Raw genomic sequence first — 19983 nt, forward strand, 5'->3', positions numbered from 1 at the left:
CCGGGTGGCACAACAGTGCGGGTGGAACGGTCAGAAATCGAAGCCCAGCTGACCCTCGATCTCAGGAACGCTTCCCTCCGCCCAGCTGCGGACCTTCTTGAGGTGCCGCCACTGGGGCAGCGCATCAAGATACGCCCACGACAACCGGTGGTACGGGGTGGGGCCCCGCTCCTCCAGTGCGGCCTTGTGCACGGGCGACGGATACCCGGCATTGTCCGCAAAACCGAAGTCTGCATGGTCGATACCCAGTTCGGCCATCATTTTGTCGCGCTGAACCTTGGCAATCACCGAAGCCGCCGCCACCGCCACGCACGAGCGGTCGCCCTTGATCACCGTGCGGACCTTCCAGGGGGCTCCGAGGTAGTCGTGCTTCCCGTCGAGGATCACCGCGTCGGGGCGGATCGGCAAGGCCTCCAGGGCCCGTACGGCGGCAAGCCGCAGCGCCGCCGTCATCCCCAGAGCGTCGATCTCCTCCGGGGAGGCGTGCCCCAGGGCATAGGCCGTCACCCACTTCAGCAGCTCCGCGGACAGCTCCGTGCGGCGCTTGACGGTGAGCAGCTTGGAATCGGTGAGGCCCTCGGGCGGCCGGCGGAGTCCAGTGACCGCCGCGCAGACGGTGACAGGTCCCGCCCAGGCGCCGCGCCCCACCTCGTCGACACCGGCGACGACCTTCGCTCCGATCGTGGCGCGGAGGGAGCGCTCGACGGTGTGAGTAGGCGGTTCGTACGGCATGGCGCCCTTAGCCTACGCCGCCGAGATCTCCGCGCGACACCCCGACCCACCCGGCGGGCCCGGGGGCGACGCGGCCCCGGATCAGGCCCCGTCCGGGCGCAGCAGCGGAAGCATCAACTGGTCGATCATCTCTTCGAGATCCTGGTCGGTCCATTCGCTTGCGCACATCTTGGACCGGTACATCATCATCGCCGGAATGGCGTCGAAGACATAGCTGTTCGCGGCATCCGAACGAACCTCTCCCCGCCCTATTCCACGGGTGATGACCTCACGCAGCAGTCTGATGGTCGGCTCCACAACCCCTTCGAAGATCAGGCCGTGGAAGCGCTCGGCCTGCGCGGGATCACATTCGTGAATGACTGCTCGCAGGGCGAATCCGGGTCGCGAGAACATCGCGCGACGCGCCTGGCGGCACAGGGCGAGCAGGTCCTCGCGCACCGTCCCCAGGTCCGGCGCCTCCGCCGGACGCGGCAGCCCGGCCTGGAGCGCGTCGGCCACGAGATCCTCCTTGGACGGCCAGCGGCGATAGACGGCCGCCTTGCCGGTCTGGGCACCGGCGGCGACACCCTCCATCGTGAGGCCCTTCCAGCCGACCGTACTGAGCTGCTCCAGCGCGGCGTCCAGGATCGCGCGTTCGAGCACGGCGCCGCGCCGGCGAAGAGAGGCCGTCCGAGCCGGGGCGGCCGTCCAGCGCGAGGTAACCATCTGAGTTTCTCCAGCGAGCAGGGTGAAGCGGGGATTGCGGGACCGGGGACACATCGCGCGACGGCAGAGGGGGACGCGAGGCGCGACGGTGAGCTAAGTGAACGCTTGCGTTCTCTGTCAGGAACTCACTACCTTTGACGGGACAGTGAACGCCTGCGTTCACTAACGCCTTCGTGGGGGACTCATAGTGACAACCTCTCAGCTGATACAGAACGAAAAACCTGGAGCAGCCCGCCGGGAGGGACACCCCGGCATCGCACTCACCGTCATCGCGGCCTGCCAACTCATGGTGGTACTCGATGCGACGATTGTGAACATCGCTCTCCCGCACATTCAAGACGCCCTCAAGTTCAGCACCACGGACCTCACATGGGTGGTCAGCGCCTACACGCTGACCTTCGGAGGCCTCCTCCTGCTCGGCGCGCGAGCCGGTGACATCCTCGGTCGCCGCCGGGTGTTCATGACGGGCATCCTGCTGTTCACCTTCGCCTCGCTGCTCGGCGGAATCGCCCAGGAGCCCTGGCAGCTGCTCGCCGCGCGCGCCCTGCAGGGCATGGGTGGCGCCATCGCGTCGCCCACGTCGCTGGCGCTCATCACCACCACGTTCCCCGAAGGGCCGGAGCGGAACCGGGCCTTCGGCGTCTTCGCCGCCGTCTCCGCGGGTGGTGGCGCCATCGGTCTGCTCGCGGGCGGCATGCTGACCGAGTGGCTCGACTGGCGCTGGGTGCTCTTCGTCAATGTGCCGATCGGCGTGCTCATCGCCGCGCTCACCCCGATGTACATCAACGAGTCCGAGCGACACCCCGGGCGCTTCGACATCGCGGGCGCGCTGACCTCGACAGCCGGTATGGCATCGCTCGTGTACGGCTTCATCCGGGCCTCGGAGGACGGCTGGCGCGACAGCCTGGCCCTCGGCTCCTTCGGTGCCGCCGTGGTCCTGCTGGTGGCCTTCGCGCTCACCGAGATGCGGGCCAAGGAGCCGATCACCCCGCTGAAGATGTTCGCCGACCGCAACCGCTCCGGCACATACGTGATCATGCTGAGCCTGGCGGCCGCGATGTTCGGCATGTTCTTCTACATCGTGCTGTTCGTGCAGAATGTGCTGGGCTACAGCCCGATCAAGGCCGGTCTGGCGTTCCTGCCCGTGACGGTCGCCATCGCGGTCGGCGCGGGTCTCTCGCAGCGGTTCCTGCCCACGCTCGGCCCCAAGCCGTTCATGATGACCGGTGCGACGTTCGTCGTGATCGGGCTCGTCTGGCAGTCGTTGATCACCCCTGACAGCTCTTACGCCGGGGGCGTGCTCGGCCCGATGCTGGTGTTCGGCTTCGGCATGGGGCTGAACTTCGTGACGGTGACCGTGACGGCTGTCTCCGGCGTCGCGCAGCACGAGGCGGGTGCCGCGTCCGGACTGCTCAACGCCACCCAGCAGGTGGGCGGTTCGCTGGGCCTGTCGATCCTCACCACGGTCTTCGGCTCGGCCAGCAAGGACGAGGCGAAGAAGCAGCTGCCGAAGTTCCTCGCCAACGGCTCGCCGGAGCAGAAGGCGGAGTTCGCCAAGACCCATCAGCTGCCCGCGCCCTGGGGGCACGAGGTGCTCGCCCACGGCATCTCGACCGCGTTCATTCCGGCCGCCTCGATGGCCGTGCTCGCCCTGGCCACCGCATGGCTGGTGATCAAGGTCCGCAAGAGCGACCTCGAAGCCCTCGCCGGCACGGCGGGCCCGGGGATCGGCTGACCCGACCGGGTCCGCGCAAGACCGCGGAAGGCCGGACCACGCCCGGGGGACAGCTGGCGAGGGCGACGGTCCGGCCTTCCGCACTCGGGCCAACGAGGCCACGAGAAACACCGACACCACCAGCACCAGCACGAACGACACTCCCGACACCCCCTGCCGCCCGCGGAACCTCTCGCCCGTGCGCATTCAGACTCCACACGGCTGATGCCAGGACAACGCCCACCCATCACGCAGAGTTCCCGGCGAACACAGAGAGTTCCCAAAGGCGGCCAGGCCCCCACAGGTGTCAGCTCGGCCCCACGGGCATCAGGTGGACGCGGCCACCCACTCCGGCAGCGTCTCCGTACGCTCCACCCACTCGGCGGGCGGTGTCCCCGCCTTGCCCGACGCGAGCACGCCGCCCACGATGGCACAGGTGGTGTCCACGTCCCCGCCGACCTGTGAGGTCGTCCAGAACGCCGTCTCGTAGTCACCGAGGGCCCGCGCCGCCGACCAGAGGGCGAAGGGGACGGTGTCATGGGCACTCGTACGCCGTCCGCAGCCCAGGACGGCCGCGACAGTGCCGGCGTCGCCGTAGTCGAGCATGTCCCGGGCGCGCCGCAGGCCCGCGCCGACGGCACTCTTCGGCACCAGGGCGATGACCCCGTCGAGGAATGACTCCGGGGTGGGCGGACCGCCGGGGGCGGCGGCCAGCGCGGCGGCCGCGGCGACGGCCATGGCGCCGACGACGGCCTCACGGTGCTGGTGCGTGGGGTACGCCGAGATCTCGGCCTGGTGAGTCGCCTGATCCGGGTCGTCCGCGTACCAGGCGCCCAGCGGTGCGATCCGCATCGCGGCCCCGTTGCCCCAGGACCCCTGCCCGTTGAACAGGCCGGAAGCCAGCTCACGCCAGTCGCCGCCCTCCCGCACGAGGCGCAGCAGCCTGTTGACCGCGGGGCCGTAACCCCGGTCGAAGTCGTGGTGCTCGGCGAAGGAGAGCGCCAGCGCGTCCTGGTCGACGCGGTGGTGAGCGGCGAGGACGGCGACCACGGAACAGGCCATCTCCGTGTCGTCCGTCCACTGCCAGGAGCCGGGCGGCAGCTCGCGGCGCTTCAGCAGCGGATAGTTCGCCGGAACGAAGAACTGTGAGCCCAGCGCGTCCCCCACCGCGAGTCCGCGCAGGCTGGCCAAGGCGCGGTCCAGGCGCCCGAAGGAAGAGGAGTCAGCGGTCATCGCCGCCACTCTAACCGGTGACCCAGTGCGGCACCGGGTCCCGCCAGCGCTCGAAGGGCCGGTCCAGTGTGTACTTGCCGTCGTCGCCGAGTACGAGCATCCGCATCTCGGCGTTCCCCGGGTTCGAGAGCGACTCGAATTCGGCGACCGTCCAGTGGAACCAGCGCATGCAGAACAGCCGCATGGCCAGACCGTGGGTCACGAGCAGGACGTTCGGCGGATGATCGGGGGCCTCGAAGCTGCGGAACAGGCTCTCCAGGAAGCCGCCGACCCGGTCGTACACGTCGGCGCCGGACTCTCCCTGGGGGAAGCGGAAGAAGAAGTGCCCGTACGCGTCCCGGTAGGCCTTCTGCACGCGTACGTCGTCGCGGTCCTGCCAGTTTCCCCAGTCCTGCTCGCGCAGCCGGGGTTCCTCGCGCACCCGTATGAGCCCGGGGTCGAGATGGAACGCGCGGAAGGTCTCGTGCGTGCGGCGGTACGGGGAGACGTACACGCTCACCCGCTCCCGCCCGAAGATCTCCCGGATCCGCTTGCCGGTCTCCTCCGCCTGCTGCCAGCCCAGCTCGGTGAGCCCCAGAGCATGGTCGGGTTCACGCTCGTACACGGAGTCATCAACATTGCCCGTTGACTCGCCGTGCCGGACAAGGACGATGCGCCGTGGTCGTGCCATGCCAAAACCCTAGATCGGCCGACGCCCGATCGAGCACTCGTACGGGCTCCATACGGCGTACGTCACACGAATCCCGCACCAGGAGCCACACAGAGGCACACGTTTTGCGCGTCCGGATTTCAAACCGTCCAGGACGGTTCCAGCTCCACGATGTCGCCGGTCAGCGATGCGATGTCCGCCTCCGTCTGGGCCCGCAGGGCGAGGCGCTCCACCCGCTCGGTGCGGTACTTACCGTGCTCGGCGGCCGACCGCCACATCGACAGGATCAGGAACTCGTGCTCCGGGGTCTCGGCGAACATCCCCCGGATCATGCCGGGCGAGCCGGCCATCGCGGGGTTCCACACCTTCTCCTGCATCAGTGTGAAGTGCTCGACGCGCTCCTCGTGGACACGACAGAGGGCGACACGGATCAGGTCGGAGTCCGTGAACCGCGGCTCGAAGCCGGTCTTCACGTCGAACCGGTACTCGAAGAGTTTGACCTGCGCGTCCTTGAACGTGCCGGACTGGGCAGCCGCCAGCCGGTCATGGGAGCGGGCCATGAAGGAGTCGTAGAAGGCACGGCTCTCCCAGAAGGCGAATATGTGCGCCACCCCCGGCCGCTGCCGGCTCCAGCCACCGCCCTGCCCCCGAAACCCCGGCTCCCCCAGAAGCCCCGCCCACTTTCGCTGCCCCCGCTCGAAGCCGCGGCGGTCCACCACGGTGCAGCGAATCCACTTGACCAGCACCGCGCCATCGTAAGGCCATGGGGCGTGGCGTCGGTCACGCTCCGGCACAGATCACCCGCGCACACTCCCCCGCGCGCATGGCACGATGGACAACGTGCCTCGGCCACCCGGGAGTTGGGGCAGGAGGCCGCGAGGGGGAAGGGGACGCCTGTTGAACGGCTTCAGCAAGGGGATCCGCAAGGTCGAGGTCGCACTGAAGTGGGACCCGAGTCCGGCGGGGCAGTCACCCACCGATCTGGACATCGTCGCCGCTCCGTACGCGGCGAACGACCCGTACGGGGCACCGGCGTACCTGGTGCACTTCGACAGTCGCTCGCCCGACGGCACGATCTTTCTCAACCGGGACAGCAAGGACGGCAAGGGCTTCGGCTGGGACGAGGTCATGACGCTCGAACTCGACCGGCTCGACGCCCGGTACGCGCGCGTGGTGGTCGGCATCGTCATCCAGCAGCGCACGGCGGAACGAACCTTCGTCAATGTCCGGAATCCGTCCGTGCGCATTCGGGAGGGCTACAACGTCCTGGCCGAGGACGACTTCGGCTCCGTCCTCGGATCGACGGCGGCGACGGTCGCGGAGTTCGTGCGCGACGAGTCCGGCGGGTGGAACTTCCGGCCCGCCATACGCGGCTTCGACGACGACCCCGCGGCCTTCGCCCGGCACATGGGCGGGGCTCATCAGCCCTGAGGGCCACCCCGTGCAGGGGGCCACGCACGATCCGGGTGAGCGCGTAGGCGGACCGGCAGCAGGGCGACGGCTTTGTTTCGGCCGGGTACCAGTAGGTGAAGGCGCGCCACCACTCCTGACGCCGGTCGCACGACTCGCTGAGGCCGCGGTCCAGTCGGGGCGCACGGCACGGAAAAGGGGCGCCGGCACATGGCCGGCGCCCCTCAGCTCAAGAGGGCTTGCCGTCGGCGTCAGCTGCAGCCGCTCGTCGAGCCGCAGCCCTCGCAGATGTAGCAGGAGCCGGCCCGCTGCATCTTCGTGCCGCAGGAGAAGCAGAGCGGGGCGTCCGCCTGGATGCCCAGCTGCATCTCCACCAGCTCGGCGCTGGTGTGGGCCTGCTTGGGAGCGGGCTGGGCCGCGCCGGCCTCCGCCTTCGGCGTGGCGACGGCCTTGAGGTCCGTCTGGCGCGGCGCCGACTGGGCCAGGCCCTCGACGTCGACCTCGTCCTCGGAGGGCTCGTACGAACCCGTCTCCAGGTGGCGCTGACGCTCCTCGGCGGAGTGGATGCCGAGCGCGGAGCGCGTCTCGAAGGGCAGGAAGTCCAGCGCGAGGCGGCGGAAGATGTAGTCGACGATCGACTGCGCCATCCGCACGTCCGGGTCGTCCGTCATGCCGGCCGGCTCGAAGCGCATGTTCGTGAACTTCGAGACGTACGTCTCCAGGGGCACGCCGTACTGGAGACCCACCGAGACGGCGATGGAGAAGGCGTCCATCATGCCCGCGAGGGTGGAACCCTGCTTGGACATCTTCAGGAAGACCTCGCCGAGACCGTCGTCCGGGTAGGAGTTGGCGGTCATGTAGCCCTCGGCGCCACCGACGGTGAAAGACGTGGTGATGCCGGGACGACCCTTCGGGAGGCGCTTGCGGACCGGGCGGTACTCGACGACCTTCTCGACCGTCTCGCGGATGGCCGCCTCGGCCTTCTCCGTGATCTCGGCCTTCTCCTTCTCCTTGGTCTTGGCGGAGAGCGGCTGGCCGACCTTGCAGTTGTCGCGGTAGATCGCGAGCGCCTTGACGCCCATCTTCCAGGCCTCGAAGTAGACCTCCTCGACGTCCTCGACGGTGGCGGTCTCGGGGAGGTTGACCGTCTTGGAGAGGGCGCCGGAGATCCACGGCTGGATCGCGGCCATCATGCGGACGTGGCCCATCGCGGAGATGGAGCGCTCGCCCATGGCGCAGTCGAAGACCTCGTAGTGCTCGTGCTTGAGGCCGGGGGCGTCGATCACATTGCCGTGCTCGGCGATGTGGGCGACGATCGCCTCGATCTGCTCCTCCTGGTAGCCCAGGCGGCGCAGGGCCTGCGGAACGGTGCCGTTGACGATCTGCATCGAGCCGCCGCCGACCAGCTTCTTGAACTTGACCAGGGCGAGGTCGGGCTCGAGGCCGGTGGTGTCGCAGGACATCGCGAGACCGATGGTGCCGGTCGGGGCGATGACGGACGCCTGGGAGTTACGGAAACCGTTCTGCTCGCCGAGGCGGACGACGTCCTGCCAGGCCTCCGTGGCGGCGGCCCAGATCGGCGTGTCCAGGTCGTCCATGCGGACGGCCGTGCCGTTGGCGTCGGCGTGCTGCTTCATGACGCGCTTGTGGGCATCGGCGTTGCGGGCGTAGCCGTCGTACGCGCCGACGACCGCGGCGAGTTCGGCGGAGCGGCGGTACGACGTGCCGGTCATCAGGGAGGTGATGGCGCCGGCGAGGGCGCGGCCGCCGTCGGAGTCGTATGCGTGGCCGGTCGCCATCAGCAGGGCGCCGAGGTTGGCGTAGCCGATGCCGAGCTGGCGGAACGCGCGCGTGTTCTCGCCGATCTTCTGGGTCGGGAAGTCCGCGAAGCAGATGGAGATGTCCATCGCGGTGATGACGAGCTCGACGACCTTGGCGAAGCGCTCGACGTCGAAGGACTGGGTGCCCTTGCCGTCGTCCTTGAGGAACTTCATCAGGTTCAGCGAGGCGAGGTTGCAGGACGTGTTGTCCAGGTGCATGTACTCGCTGCACGGGTTCGAGCCGTTGATACGGCCGGACTCCGGGCACGTGTGCCAGCGGTTGATCGTGTCGTCGTACTGGATACCCGGGTCGGCGCAGGCCCACGCGGCCTCGGCCATCTTGCGGAACAGGGCCTTGGCGTCGACCTCCTCGATGACCTCACCGGTCATCCGCGCGCGGAGACCGAACTTGCCGCCCTGCTCGACCGCCTTCATGAACTCGTCGTTCACTCGGACCGAGTTGTTGGCGTTCTGGTACTGGACGGACGTGATGTCGTCGCCGCCCAGGTCCATGTCGAAGCCCGCGTCACGCAGGGCGCGGATCTTCTCCTCCTCCTTGACCTTGGTCTCGATGAAGTTCTCGATGTCGGGGTGGTCGACGTCGAGGATGACCATCTTGGCGGCGCGACGGGTGGCACCGCCGGACTTGATCGTTCCGGCCGAGGCGTCGGCACCGCGCATGAAGGAGACGGGACCGGAGGCGTTGCCACCGGAGGAGAGCAGCTCCTTGGAGGAGCGGATACGGGAGAGGTTCAGGCCGGCGCCGGAACCGCCCTTGAAGATCATGCCCTCTTCCTTGTACCAGTCGAGGATCGACTCCATGGAGTCGTCGACGGACAGGATGAAGCAGGCGGAGACCTGCTGGGGCTGCGGGGTGCCCACGTTGAACCACACGGGGCTGTTGAAGCTGAAGATCTGGTGCAGGAGGGCGTACGCCAGCTCGTGCTCGAAGATCTCGGCGTCGGCGGGCGAGGCGAAGTACTTGTAGTCCTCACCGGCCTTCCGGTACGTCTTCACGATGCGGTCGATCAGCTGCTTGAGGCTGACCTCGCGCTGCGGGGTGCCGACGGCACCACGGAAGTACTTGCTGGTGACGATGTTGACCGCGTTCACCGACCAGAAGCCGGGGAACTCGACGCCACGCTGCTCGAAGTTGACCGAGCCGTCGCGCCAGTTGGTCATGACGACGTCACGGCGCTCCCAGGCCACCTCGTCGTACGGATGCACGCCGGGGGTGGTGTGGATGCGCTCGATACGCAGGCCCTTGCTGGCCTTGGCGCCCTTGGCTCGGGAACCTCGTGCCGGACCGCTCGCCGTCTCTGTCATGCCGCCTCCCTGTACGGGCTAAAACGCCCTGAAGTGCCACGATGTTCCCGTGACACGGTGTTCTGTCATGTGTTGCGGGCACCCTCACGCTGCCGCCCGCAACAGGTCTTGGATTGCCGCCGTCCGGCCGGATCCGGGGCCTCCGCCCCACTCCGGTCCGCCGGTCAGTCGGCGGCGTGGGCGGGCACCGGAACCTGGCTGGTCCCTCCGGTCCCGCGGTCGTCTTCCTGGCTCCCCGCTCCCGCGTCTTCGTCGTCCACGGCGGGGCCTCGCCTCGTTTCCCTGAGCTCCGTGATGGCTGCCTCGAAGTCCTCCAGCGAGTCGAACGCCCGGTAGACGGAGGCGAATCGCAGATAGGCGACGAGGTCGAGCTCCTGCAACGGGCCGAGTATGGCCAGCCCCACGTCGTGGGTGGTCAGCTCGGCGCTTCCGGTGGCCCGCACCGCCTCCTCGACCCGCTGGCCGAGCTGGGCGAGTGCGTCCTCGGTGACAGGCCGTCCCTGGCACGCCTTGCGCACGCCGTTGATGACCTTGGTACGGCTGAAGGGCTCGGTGACTCCGGACCGCTTGACCACCATGAGCGAGCACGTCTCCACGGTCGTGAAACGACGGGAGCAGTCAGGACACTGGCGGCGCCTGCGGATCGACGTGCCGTCGTCGGTCGTACGACTGTCGACCACACGGCTGTCGGGGTGCCTGCAGAAGGGGCAGTGCATGATCTCCAACCCTCCTCACAGCAGACTGAACAGCCTCGCGAGACCTCCTGGGCCCCTCGAAGCAGCCCCAAGCATAGGCGATCTCCGAGCCACCGAAGACCCGGGGGACCACAACTTGTGGGCTACTGCTGCAATCCAACCACTAGATGTGGGGCTTGGCCGATACATCGACCGTACGCGCGTGTCGCACGCGCGCGTATCCGCACGACCCGGCAGGCAAGCCGCTACGGAACACACACGTGCGCCTCCGTACCGCTGCGAGGCTTACGGAGATACGGTGGGCGCCGCACGGAGGTCACGTAGGACTCCGGCGCAGAAGGGGACCGGATCCCGGTTGACCGGGATCCGGATGGCAGACTTGGGACACAACCCACGAGGTCATCACCCCGGCGGTGAAGAGTACAACAATGGGCCCTTTTGTCCGCCAGGTGCCGCGTTAGCCATACACCCAGACACACGATTACGTCAGGTGAATCGCGGTTTTTCACTCGAACGTGTGTTTGGCGCAACCTTTCGAAAGCAACTACCGTTGTCCAGCAGGGAGACCATCGAGAGGGGCCGACGTGACCACCACCGCAGACAGTGCCACCATCACTGCCCAGGACCGCTCCCAGGGCCGACTGGACCCGGTGCACGCGATGAACGAAGCCACGAATCCCGAGGCGCACAAGCGCTCGCTGCCGGGCCGACCTCCAGGCATCCGGGCGGACAGCTCGGGGCTCACCGACCGCCAGCGCCGGGTGATCGAAGTCATCAGGGATTCCGTGCAGCGGCGCGGCTACCCGCCGTCCATGCGGGAGATCGGCCAGGCCGTCGGGCTGTCCAGCACCTCCTCGGTCGCGCACCAGCTCATGGCACTGGAGCGCAAGGGCTTCCTGCGCCGCGACCCGCACCGCCCGCGCGCGTACGAGGTGCGTGGCTCCGACCAGGCGGTGACGGTGCAGCCGACGGACACCGCGGGCAAACCGGCCGCGTCGTACGTCCCGCTGGTCGGCCGTATCGCCGCCGGCGGCCCGATCCTCGCCGAGGAATCGGTCGAGGACGTGTTCCCCCTGCCCCGGCAGCTCGTGGGTGACGGCGAGTTGTTCGTCCTCAAGGTCGTCGGCGACTCGATGATCGAGGCCGCGATCTGCGACGGCGACTGGGTCACCGTGCGCCGTCAGCCGGTCGCCGAGAACGGCGACATCGTGGCCGCCATGCTGGACGGCGAAGCCACCGTCAAGCGCTTCAAGCGCGAGGACGGCCATGTCTGGCTCCTCCCGCACAACTCGGCCTACGAGCCGATCCCCGGCGACGACGCGACCATCCTGGGCAAGGTCGTCGCGGTGCTGCGGCGCGTGTGACGGCTGCGGCGGGCGAGCACGACAGGCTCGTCCCCTGACCGGGCCCCGGGACCCCTGCGCCGGTTCCGGGGCCCTGTTCTGTCCCGACCCCGCTCCCTGGCCGCTTGGTATTGCTCGGTAGCCTGTCCCGGCGCCGGGACAGGCTACCGAGCGATCACTCCGCTTCCTTCTGCTTCGCCGCCGCGTCGATGGCGGCCAGTGACTTCCGGACCTGGTTACGGTCCGTGGTGAACCAGAAGTCGGGCAGTGACGCCTTGAGATAGCCGCCGTACCGCGCGGTGGCCAGCCGCTGGTCGAGCACGGCGACCACACCACGGTCCCCGGACGCCCGGACTAGACGCCCGGCGCCCTGCGCCATGAGGAGCGCCGCGTGAGTCGCGGCGACCGCCATGAATCCATTGCCGCCAGCGTCCTCCACGGCCTTCTGGCGGGCGCTCATCAGCGGGTCGTCGGGACGCGGGAACGGGATCTTGTCCATGACGACCAGCTGGCAGCTGGGACCGGGGACGTCGACGCCCTGCCACAGCGACAGCGTGCCGAAGAGACAGGTCTTCGGGTCAGCGGCGAAGTTCTTGATCAGTTCCCCGAGGGTCTCCTCGCCCTGGAGCAGGATCGGATACTCGGGAATCCGCGAGCGCAGTTCCTCGGCGGCGAGCTGAGCGGCACGCATCGAGGAGAACAGACCGAGCGTGCGGCCACCGGCCGCCTGGATGAGCTCGGTCAGCTCGTCGAGCATGTCGGCACGGTCGCCGTCGCGGGCCGGGCGCGACAGATGCCTGGCGACATAGAGAATGCCCTGCTTGGGGTAGTCGAAGGGCGAGCCCACGTCGACGCCCTTCCACTGGGGGAGGTCCTCGCCCTCCGTGCCCTCGGGGGCGAGCCCCAGGGAGGCGCCCACTCCGTTGAAGTCACCGCCGAGCTTGAGCGTCGCCGAGGTGAGGACGACGGAACGGTCCGCGAAGAGCTTCTCCCTGAGCAGACCGGAGACGGACATCGGGGCGACACGCAGCGAGGCCCCGAAGCGGTCGTGCCGTTCGTACCAGACGACGTCCCACTCCGAGCCGTTCACGACGCGCTCCGCCACGTCGTGGACCGTCTCCACCGAGGCCAGCGCCTGCTTGCGCACCGCGTCCTCGTCCTGAACGGACTTGTCACGGGTCGAGCCGATCGCGGAGATCACGGTACGGGCGGCATCCCGGAGCGCCATCAGGGCATAGGCGAGGTCCTCCGGGATCTCCTCCAGGCGACCCGGCAGAGCCAGCTCCATCAGCCGCTCGAAGCCCTCGGCGGCGGTCTGGAGCTGGTCGGCGGCCTTCTCGTTGACCAGCTTCGCCGCGCGGCGCACCGCACGGTTGACCTGCCCGGGCGTGAGCTCGCCGGTCGCGACGCCGGTGACCCGCGAGACCAGCTCATGGGCCTCGTCCACGATCAGCACCTCGTGCTGGGGCAGGACCGGAGCGCCCTCGATGGCGTCGATCGCGAGCAGGGCGTGGTTGGTGACGACGACCTCGGCCAGCTTGGCGCGCTCGCGGGCCATCTCGGCGAAGCACTCGGCGCCGTACGCGCACTTCGAGGCGCCCAGGCACTCCCGGGAGGACACGGACACCTGGGCCCAGGCCCGGTCGGAGACGCCCGGCGTGAGGTCGTCGCGGTCACCGCTCTCGGTCTCGTCCGCCCAGTCCCGCAGCCGCAGCAGGTCCTGACCCAGCTTGCTGGTGGGCGCGGCCGCCTCGAACTGGTCGAAGAGGCCCTCCTCCTCGTCCTGCGGCACGCCCTCGTGGAGCCGGTGCAGGCACAGGTAGTTCGACCGGCCCTTGAGCATCGCGAACTCCGGACGGCGGCGCAGCTGCGGGTGCAGTGCGTCGACGGTGCGCGGCAGGTCGCGCTCCACGAGCTGGCGCTGCAGGGCGAGGGTGGCTGTCGCCACGACGACGCGCTCCCCGTGCGCGAGGGCGGGCACCAGGTAGCCGAGCGACTTTCCGGTGCCGGTGCCGGCCTGGACCAGCAGATGGGATCCGTCGTCGATCGCTTCGGCGACCGCTTCGGCCATGGTCACCTGGCCGGGGCGCTCCGTACCGCCGACGGCTGTGACGGCGGCATGCAGGAGTTCGGGGAGTGAGGGCTTCGTCATAGCGCGACCACCCTACGGCCCGGCACTGACAAACGGGTGGTCAACGCTGGGACCGAGGGCGGGACGGGGAACGGGACCAGGGGCGGGACCAGGGGTCGGAGCACGGCCGGGACTCCTCGGGCGGGACGGGCGAGGGCTGGGACGGGCGAGGGCTGGGACGGGCGAGAGGTGAGACGTGGCGAGAGGCAGGACGCGGCGATAGGCAGGACGCGGCAAGAAGTGGGACGTGGCGAGAAGTGGTCGTCACTGGGCGCTACATCAGATCGCGCAGGGACCGGTCCCGGATCATGAGGGCAGCCCGCTTGGCGGGCAGGTCGACCTCGGCGGCATACCGGAACCCGGCATTCAGGAACGCGGCCATGGAGGGCGTGTTGCGAAGATCGGGTTCCGCGACGACGCGCCCGCAGGCGGGGCGTCGGTCGAGCACCAGGTCGGCCACGGCTCTGAGCAGGGCGGACCCCAGACCCCGCCCACGGTCGGCGACACCGCCGATGAGGAGGTGGACGCCGGTGTCGTGCGGGCGGGCCGGATAGTGGCGGGCGAGCGGGTCCAGATCCGCCCGGTAGATCTCCCAGTAGCTCATCGGGGTGCCGTCCAGCACGCCGACGCACGGGACGCTCCGCCCGTCACCGTTGAGCTGAGCGCGCACATGCTCCTCGGTCTGGGCGTGGGAACCGGCGAGTTCCCAGAACGCGGCGACGGCGGGATCGTTCATCCAGCGGCTGATGAGGGAAAGGTCGCGGTCGAGTCGGACGGGGACCAGTTGGAACGGACCCACCGGCGTGACGAACGGGCCCCAATCGCCGACGCGGTCCAGCAGATCGTCGTCGGGGCAGTCGAAACGGTCCTCGACCGGTGCGGGCCTGTCCTCAACCGGGACGAGACCCTGCGCCGCCTCCCCGGCGATGAGGGCGATGAGTTCATCGGGCAGGCGCAGGTCCAGCGTGTCCTCATTGTCCCCGCCAAAACCCGAGCGACCGGGGTGAACAGGGACGGTGACGGCATCGGCGCTCGCGTCGGTGGAAGACACGGCGGGCTCCTATCAAAAGACGAGGTGGGTCGTGTGGGTTCAGCGGTGAAGGGGGTTGGCCACAGTGACGTAGACGGACTGGGTGTCGACCGGGCCGACCAGCTCGTCGAGCCCGTGCAGCCGCGTCAGCAGGTTGGCCTTGCAGCGCAGCATCGGTGAGTCCAGCAGCCGGGCCGGCAGGGAGGTCCGCAGCGGGGCGGGTCCCGAGGCGACGTCGGTGAGGAAGCGGCGGAAGGCGGCGAGCAGCAGTTGTTCGTCGACGAGGCGCTGGGAGCCGAACGCGCCGATCAGGCCGAGCACGTTGTTGATGGCGAGGTAGTACGCGAAGCGTTCGTCGGTGACCTCGTCGGAGACGAACGTGTCACTGTGCTCGCCGATGCCGGGCAGTCGGGCGTCGAGTTCGGCGCGCCGGGACTCACGGAAGTAGTAGCCCTGGTTGTCGCGGTAGCGGCCGCCCGCGGGCCAGCCATCGCCGTCCAGCAGGAGCAGGGTGTTCTGCTGGTGTGCCTCCAGGGCGATTCCGGCCTCGCCGTCGAGCCACAGCACGGGGCGCACGACGTGTTCCAGATAACGCAGGAACCACTCGGCGGCGACCGCTCCCCGGGACCGACCGGTCCTCTCGGCGAGCCGTGCGACGACGTGGGCGAGCCGGGAACCGACCCGCGGCGTCCCCTCCGGCATCCGCGGCGTCCCCTCCGGCAAGGGGCTGTCGGCAGAGGCAGCGGCAGGACGGGGCCGGGGCGAGACCAGGCCGGCGATACAGGAGACGTCGTCGGAGGGGGCGAACGGGTTGTGCCGGATCACCACGTCGAGTCCGGGCACGGGGCGGCCGTCCGGGCCGTCGACGGCCAGCCAGGCCGGGTCGCGGACGATGTCGAAGCCGGGGTGCACGGCCTGCCACGCCTTGGACAGGCCGGCGCGCAGCAGGCGGTGCACCTCGACACCGCGGTGGAGCTCCTTGCGCAGGTTCTCCCGGCGGGAGTTGGTGATCCGCAGGCCCAGCGACAGCTTGAGCATCGCGGTGGCGCCGGACCGGTGAACGGTGCGTACGGAGGATGTGGGGTGCCACGGCGAGCCGTGGGGGCCGAGGTCGCGGAGCAGACCGGCGTCGAGCAGGGCAGCGATCTCGTCGCGGTGCCGGACTTCGCGTGACTGCCAGGGGTGCAGGGGCAGGGCGGCGTAACCGTCGGGCAGCGGCAGTCCGGGGCCGGCGAGCCGTGTCGTGAGCAGGTCGGCCGGAATGGGCCGGCCGCGCTCGGTCCAGGCCGAGTCGACCGCGAGCACTGAGGGGGCGACGGCCATCCAGTGCAGCGGGAAGGAGCCGCTCACCTCCGGTGAGTACAGGAGGGCCTCGCCCTCGGACAGGCCCTCGCGGCTCTTCGGAGTCGGGTGGAAGGGGTGGCCGAGCAGGAGTGCCTGTTCGGCGTCGAGGAAGAGGTCGGGGCGGTCGGCGGGTCGCTCGCGCCGGTCGGTGATGAAGGTGGCGGTGCGGCGTACCGAGTCGGCGACCCGGGCCACGAGGTCACCGCTGTCCGTGCTCACGGAGGCCTGCACAGGGGTGGCGGCAGCCTCAGGCTCGCCGGGTGTCTCCCTCGCGAGCAGCGCCGCGAGCGTGACCGCGTCGAGCGGCGGTGCGTCCTGCGGGGCATCGGCCAGGCGCGGAAGTCCGAACCGGTGCCAGCCTGTCGGAGACCAGTAGTGGACAGGTGCGGTCAGGGAGACACCGCTGGTGGGCAGCGGGATGTGCAGGGTGTCGGTGTCGGGGGCCGCCGGGTTCGTCTCGCGCACCCAGCAGCGGAGCAGGTTCTCCACGGCGGCGGCCTGGGCGGCGGTGTGCGGGTCGGGGTGGTCCAGGAGGTCGGTGGCGGTACCTCGTGGGTGCTCGGCTTCCGACGTGCGGGTCTTCTGCTGGGGTACCGGCTCGGCCGGCGGTGGGGGCGGGGCTTGGGTGCCGTGGGAGTCGTCGTGCGAGGGAGTGTGGGAACGGCCGTTGGGGATGGGGATCGCGTTCAAGACTGTTCCTTGGAGCGTTCGGATGTGCTGGAGAACTGCGTCGGCGGTGCAGGAACAGGGGCGCAAGGCGCCTGGTTCAGCGTTGCGACCGAGGCGGGACGACCTGTGCGGTGGCGCCGCGGGCCACCGCCGCCACCGCGTCGGTCAGCCGGTCGAGTACGGCCGCCGCCTGCTCGTCGCTGATGGTGAGGGGCGGGAGGAGCCGTACGACGCTTGAGTGGCGGCCGCCGATTTCCACGATCAGACCGCGGCGCAGGCACTCCCGCTGGACGGCGGTGGCAAGTTCGGGGGCGGCGGGACGAGGAGTGCGGGCGGGCTCCAGCCCGGCGGCCGTCCGTTCGGGAGCTTCCGCGGGACCGGGCCCGAGTCCGCCTGGCCCGTCCTCCCCCATGAGATAGCCCGCCATCGGATCCGCCCCTACCGGAGCCGTCCCCACCGAACCCATCCCCACCGGACCCGCCTCCACCGGATCCTCCCCCTCCGGATCCACCAGCTCGACGCCGATCATCAACCCCCGCCCCCGGACATCCCCCACGCACGGGAACTCCCCTTCGAGTTCCCGCAGTTGGGTCAGCAACCGGGAGCCCAGCAGGGCCGCGCGCTCCGCGAGGCCGTTCTCCCGGACATGGGCGAGGGTGGCGGCGCCGGCGGCCATGGCGAGTTGGTTGCCCCGGAAGGTACCGGCGTGGGCGCCGGGTTGCCAGACGTCGAGGTCGTCCCGGTAGACGACCACGGCCAGCGGGAGGCTGCCGCCGATGGCCTTGGACAGGACCATCACATCGGGGGTGACGCCGCTGTGTTCCACGGCCCAGAAGGCACCGGTGCGTCCCACACCGGTCTGGATCTCGTCCGCGATCAGCGGGACGGACCGGGCGGCGGTGATCTGCCGCATGCGCCGCAGCCAGTCGTCGGGTGCGGGAATCACCCCGCCCTCGCCCTGAACGGGTTCCAGGATCATCCCGGCGGGAAGGGGCACGCCGGACTTGGGGTCGTCCAGGACGGACTCGGTCCAGCGAGCGGCGAGTTCGGCGGCGCGGGGGCCGCCGACCCCGAAGGGGCAGCGGTAGTCCTGGGGGTACGGGAGACGGGCGACCCGTACGTCGCAGGCGCCGCCGGACGCGGCCAGGGCTCCGCTGGTCATCCCGTGATAGGCGCCGGTGAAGGCCAGGATCCCGGCACGTCCGGTCGCCGCTCGGACCAGCTTGAACGCGGCCTCCACGGCGTCGGTGCCGGCCGGTCCGCAGAACTGGACGCGGGCGCGATCGGCCAGGCCGGGTGGCAGGGTGCGGAACAGTTCGGTGATGAAGGCGTCCTTGACGGGGGTCGCCAGGTCGAGGACGGAGAGGGGCGCGCCCGAGTCGATGACCTTGCGGATGGCCTCCAGGACGACGGGGTGATTGTGGCCGAGGGCGAGTGTTCCGGCGCCGGAGAGGCAGTCGAGGTAGCGGCGGCCGTCCGCGCCCTCGATCGTCAGCCCGCGCGCTCGGACCGGCACGATCGGGAGGGCGCGCGCATAGGTGCGCGCTGCCGACTCGCGCGCCGACTGGCGCCTCAGAATCCCCTCGTGCGCGGCGCGCGCTCCCCCGGATGTCCCCCCGGTCACCGATTCGGTCACGGCCACGGCTCGCTGTCCTCCCGCTGTACAGAGGCGAGTTGATGCGTGGGGACCGGGCGTGGGCAGCGGCCCCCACACCGCTACAACCCCGAACCGCCCAGCTGGTTACGGGTTGCTTCAAGATCCTTGCCGTGACGGAACCGTTGCCGTTCCGTCGGAAGTCCCCCACAGCGAGCGCATAGTGTGTGATGCCGTTCCGGACGTCCGTGGGACCGTCGCGAACTCCCAATGAGTTCCGGCCGATGTCGCGGGCACAGCGCCTAGTTCCTTTACAGCAGGGGGAGTCAAGACCATGCGATCCATACGGCCGTCCTTCACCGTTCGCCGAGGAGGGAGCGCGCCTCGCAGAACCTCCCCCGTGCTGGCGGCCGTCGCCCTCGCCTCGGCGCTGGCGCTGACCGCCACCGCCTGCAACGGCTCCGGTGACGACAACGCCGGCGGGCAGGCGACCGCCGCCGCGACCGGCGGGGACAGCGGCGACGGCAAGATCAAGATCCCGGACGACATCAAGAACAAGCTCAAAGAGCACGGGATCGACATCGACAAGTGGAAGCACGGCGCCTGGAAGAACTGGGACAGGGACGACTGGCTGCGCGAGGCCAACGACTTCATCAACCCGATCATCAAGGGGCTGTGGGACCCGGACCGCATGCGGGACGCCAACGACCCCGACAAGGGTGTCGACGAGAACGACATCTCCGGTGACCAGGGCGTGACCGACCCGACGCCGACGCCGGTCAAGGCGCAGGCGGTGCAGCCGACGTACCACGCCCATGCGGCCACCTCCGGAAAGGTGTTCTTCGACGCCCCCGAGGGCAAGATGGTCTGCTCGGCGACGGTGGTGAAGGACCCGGCCCACCCGGGCAAGTCCAACCTCATCTGGACGGCGGGTCACTGTGTGCACGCCGGCAAGAAGGGCGGCTGGTACCGCAACATCGTGTTCGTGCCGTCGTACAACGACAAGGGCATGACGAACGACCAGTTGCAGAAGGCCACCAGGGAAGAGATCGCACCGTACGGCGTCTGGTGGGCCGACGGGGCCCAGACCTCGCAGCAGTGGATCGACCAGGGCGGGGAGACGGGCGGCGACGGCGCCTCGTACGACTACTCCGTGATCCATGTGACGCCCGAGCAGGGCAGCGGCGGCAAGTCGCTGGAGGAGACGGTCGGTTCGGCGCTGCCGGTGAACTTCAACGCCCCGGCCGTGCCGAAGGTGCAGAGCATCACGGCCACCGGCTACCCCGCGGCGCCGCCGTACGACGGAAGCCTGCTCTACCAGTGCCAGGACAAGCCGGGACGGCTGTCGATCAACAAGTCGGACCCGACGATGTACCGCATCGGCTGCACCATGACCGGTGGCTCCTCCGGCGGCGGCTGGGTGGAGACGGGCTCGGACGGCAAGCCGGCGCTCGTGTCCAACACCTCCATCGGCCCGGTCACCGCGGGCTGGCTCGCGGGTCCGCGGCTGGGTGATGTGGCCAAGGGCGTCTACGACTCGGTCAGCAAGAAGTTCGCCGGGCAGTAGCGGCCGGCCGGCGCGGCCGGG

General features: G+C 69.6%; 15 protein-coding genes. 4 read left to right on the forward strand and 11 right to left on the reverse strand.

The features are described from left to right. Positions 1–30: 30 nt before the first annotated feature. The gene (locus AB0I54_RS30590; protein ID WP_363299434.1) at positions 31–732 is read right to left on the reverse strand and encodes a ribonuclease HII; all 702 of its coding nucleotides are present in this window, start codon (positions 730–732) and stop codon (positions 31–33) included. A gap of 81 nt (positions 733–813) precedes the next feature. Next, positions 814–1437 carry a TetR/AcrR family transcriptional regulator gene (locus tag AB0I54_RS30595; protein WP_363299435.1) on the reverse strand — a complete coding sequence of 208 codons (624 nt, stop codon included), beginning with the start codon at positions 1435–1437 and terminating at the stop codon, positions 814–816. A 187-nt stretch (positions 1438–1624) separates the two neighbouring features. On the opposite strand from AB0I54_RS30595, the gene AB0I54_RS30600 reads away from it, so the two are divergent. Beyond that, positions 1625–3172, forward strand: a complete 1548-nt coding sequence (locus tag AB0I54_RS30600; protein WP_363299436.1) for an MFS transporter — start codon at positions 1625–1627, stop codon at positions 3170–3172. Positions 3173–3478: 306 nt separating this feature from the next. Here the strand turns inward: AB0I54_RS30600 and AB0I54_RS30605 are convergent, their stop codons facing one another. The 3 genes from AB0I54_RS30605 to AB0I54_RS30615 all read right to left on the reverse strand — a co-directional run bounded on the left by AB0I54_RS30605 (position 3479) and on the right by AB0I54_RS30615 (position 5779). Beyond that, a complete protein-coding gene (locus AB0I54_RS30605; RefSeq protein ID WP_363299437.1) occupies positions 3479–4384 on the reverse strand; it encodes an ADP-ribosylglycohydrolase family protein in 906 nt (301 codons plus the stop codon). Between the two features lie 10 nt (positions 4385–4394). Further along, positions 4395–5054: a histidine phosphatase family protein gene (locus AB0I54_RS30610; protein WP_363299438.1), complete on the reverse strand. Its 660-nt coding sequence runs from the start codon at positions 5052–5054 to the stop codon at positions 4395–4397. A 119-nt stretch (positions 5055–5173) separates the two neighbouring features. Then, positions 5174–5779 carry a YdbC family protein gene (locus AB0I54_RS30615; protein WP_363299439.1) on the reverse strand — a complete coding sequence of 202 codons (606 nt, stop codon included), beginning with the start codon at positions 5777–5779 and terminating at the stop codon, positions 5174–5176. A 151-nt stretch (positions 5780–5930) separates the two neighbouring features. Here AB0I54_RS30615 and AB0I54_RS30620 point away from each other — a divergent pair, with 151 nt between their 5' ends. After that, positions 5931–6464 carry a TerD family protein gene (locus AB0I54_RS30620; protein WP_363299440.1) on the forward strand — a complete coding sequence of 178 codons (534 nt, stop codon included), beginning with the start codon at positions 5931–5933 and terminating at the stop codon, positions 6462–6464. A 230-nt stretch (positions 6465–6694) separates the two neighbouring features. On the opposite strand, the gene AB0I54_RS30625 is transcribed toward AB0I54_RS30620, so the two are convergent. Beyond that, on the reverse strand, positions 6695–9589 hold the full coding sequence (locus AB0I54_RS30625; protein WP_363299441.1) for a vitamin B12-dependent ribonucleotide reductase: 2895 nt from the start codon (positions 9587–9589) through the stop codon (positions 6695–6697). Between the two features lie 164 nt (positions 9590–9753). Continuing rightward, positions 9754–10305 carry a transcriptional regulator NrdR gene (gene nrdR, locus AB0I54_RS30630; protein ID WP_363299442.1) on the reverse strand — a complete coding sequence of 184 codons (552 nt, stop codon included), beginning with the start codon at positions 10303–10305 and terminating at the stop codon, positions 9754–9756. 563 nt (positions 10306–10868) lie between these two features. On the opposite strand from nrdR, the gene lexA reads away from it, so the two are divergent. Continuing rightward, complete coding sequence (gene lexA, locus AB0I54_RS30635; protein WP_263213418.1) at positions 10869–11648, forward strand: transcriptional repressor LexA; 780 nt, start codon at positions 10869–10871, stop codon at positions 11646–11648. 154 nt (positions 11649–11802) lie between these two features. Here lexA and AB0I54_RS30640 read toward each other — a convergent pair whose 3' ends face one another. From AB0I54_RS30640 to AB0I54_RS30655, 4 genes are all read right to left on the reverse strand, one after another. Beyond that, the gene (locus AB0I54_RS30640) at positions 11803–13779 is read right to left on the reverse strand and encodes an ATP-dependent DNA helicase (RefSeq protein WP_363299443.1); all 1977 of its coding nucleotides are present in this window, start codon (positions 13777–13779) and stop codon (positions 11803–11805) included. Positions 13780–14032: 253 nt separating this feature from the next. Next, positions 14033–14809 (reverse strand): GNAT family N-acetyltransferase, encoded by a 777-nt coding sequence (locus AB0I54_RS30645; RefSeq protein WP_363299444.1) that lies wholly within the window; start codon positions 14807–14809, stop codon positions 14033–14035. A 39-nt stretch (positions 14810–14848) separates the two neighbouring features. Beyond that, complete coding sequence (locus tag AB0I54_RS30650) at positions 14849–16822, reverse strand: IucA/IucC family protein (protein WP_363299445.1); 1974 nt, start codon at positions 16820–16822, stop codon at positions 14849–14851. A 76-nt stretch (positions 16823–16898) separates the two neighbouring features. Beyond that, positions 16899–18443, reverse strand: a complete 1545-nt coding sequence (locus AB0I54_RS30655; protein ID WP_363299446.1) for a diaminobutyrate--2-oxoglutarate transaminase family protein — start codon at positions 18441–18443, stop codon at positions 16899–16901. Between the two features lie 286 nt (positions 18444–18729). On the opposite strand from AB0I54_RS30655, the gene AB0I54_RS30660 reads away from it, so the two are divergent. Next, positions 18730–19962, forward strand: a complete 1233-nt coding sequence (locus tag AB0I54_RS30660; RefSeq protein WP_363299447.1) for a hypothetical protein — start codon at positions 18730–18732, stop codon at positions 19960–19962. Positions 19963–19983 lie beyond the last annotated feature (21 nt).

Source organism: Streptomyces sp. NPDC050625 (assembly GCF_040654755.1).
Classification (GTDB): Bacteria; Actinomycetota; Actinomycetes; order Streptomycetales; family Streptomycetaceae; genus Streptomyces.

Excerpts from the sequence above, each read along its gene's own strand:
- AB0I54_RS30610 (WP_363299438.1), bottom strand. The coding sequence starts at position 5,054 with ATGGCACGACCACGGCGCATCGTCCTTGTCCGGCACGGCGAGTCAACG.
- AB0I54_RS30625 (WP_363299441.1), bottom strand. The coding sequence starts at position 9,589 with ATGACAGAGACGGCGAGCGGTCCGGCACGAGGTTCCCGAGCCAAGGGC.
- AB0I54_RS30605 (WP_363299437.1), bottom strand. The coding sequence starts at position 4,384 with ATGACCGCTGACTCCTCTTCCTTCGGGCGCCTGGACCGCGCCTTGGCC.
- AB0I54_RS30590 (WP_363299434.1), bottom strand. The coding sequence starts at position 732 with ATGCCGTACGAACCGCCTACTCACACCGTCGAGCGCTCCCTCCGCGCC.
- AB0I54_RS30640 (WP_363299443.1), bottom strand. The coding sequence starts at position 13,779 with ATGACGAAGCCCTCACTCCCCGAACTCCTGCATGCCGCCGTCACAGCC.
- AB0I54_RS30660 (WP_363299447.1), top strand. The coding sequence starts at position 18,730 with ATGCGATCCATACGGCCGTCCTTCACCGTTCGCCGAGGAGGGAGCGCG.
- nrdR (WP_363299442.1), bottom strand. The coding sequence starts at position 10,305 with ATGCACTGCCCCTTCTGCAGGCACCCCGACAGCCGTGTGGTCGACAGT.
- AB0I54_RS30595 (WP_363299435.1), bottom strand. The coding sequence starts at position 1,437 with ATGGTTACCTCGCGCTGGACGGCCGCCCCGGCTCGGACGGCCTCTCTT.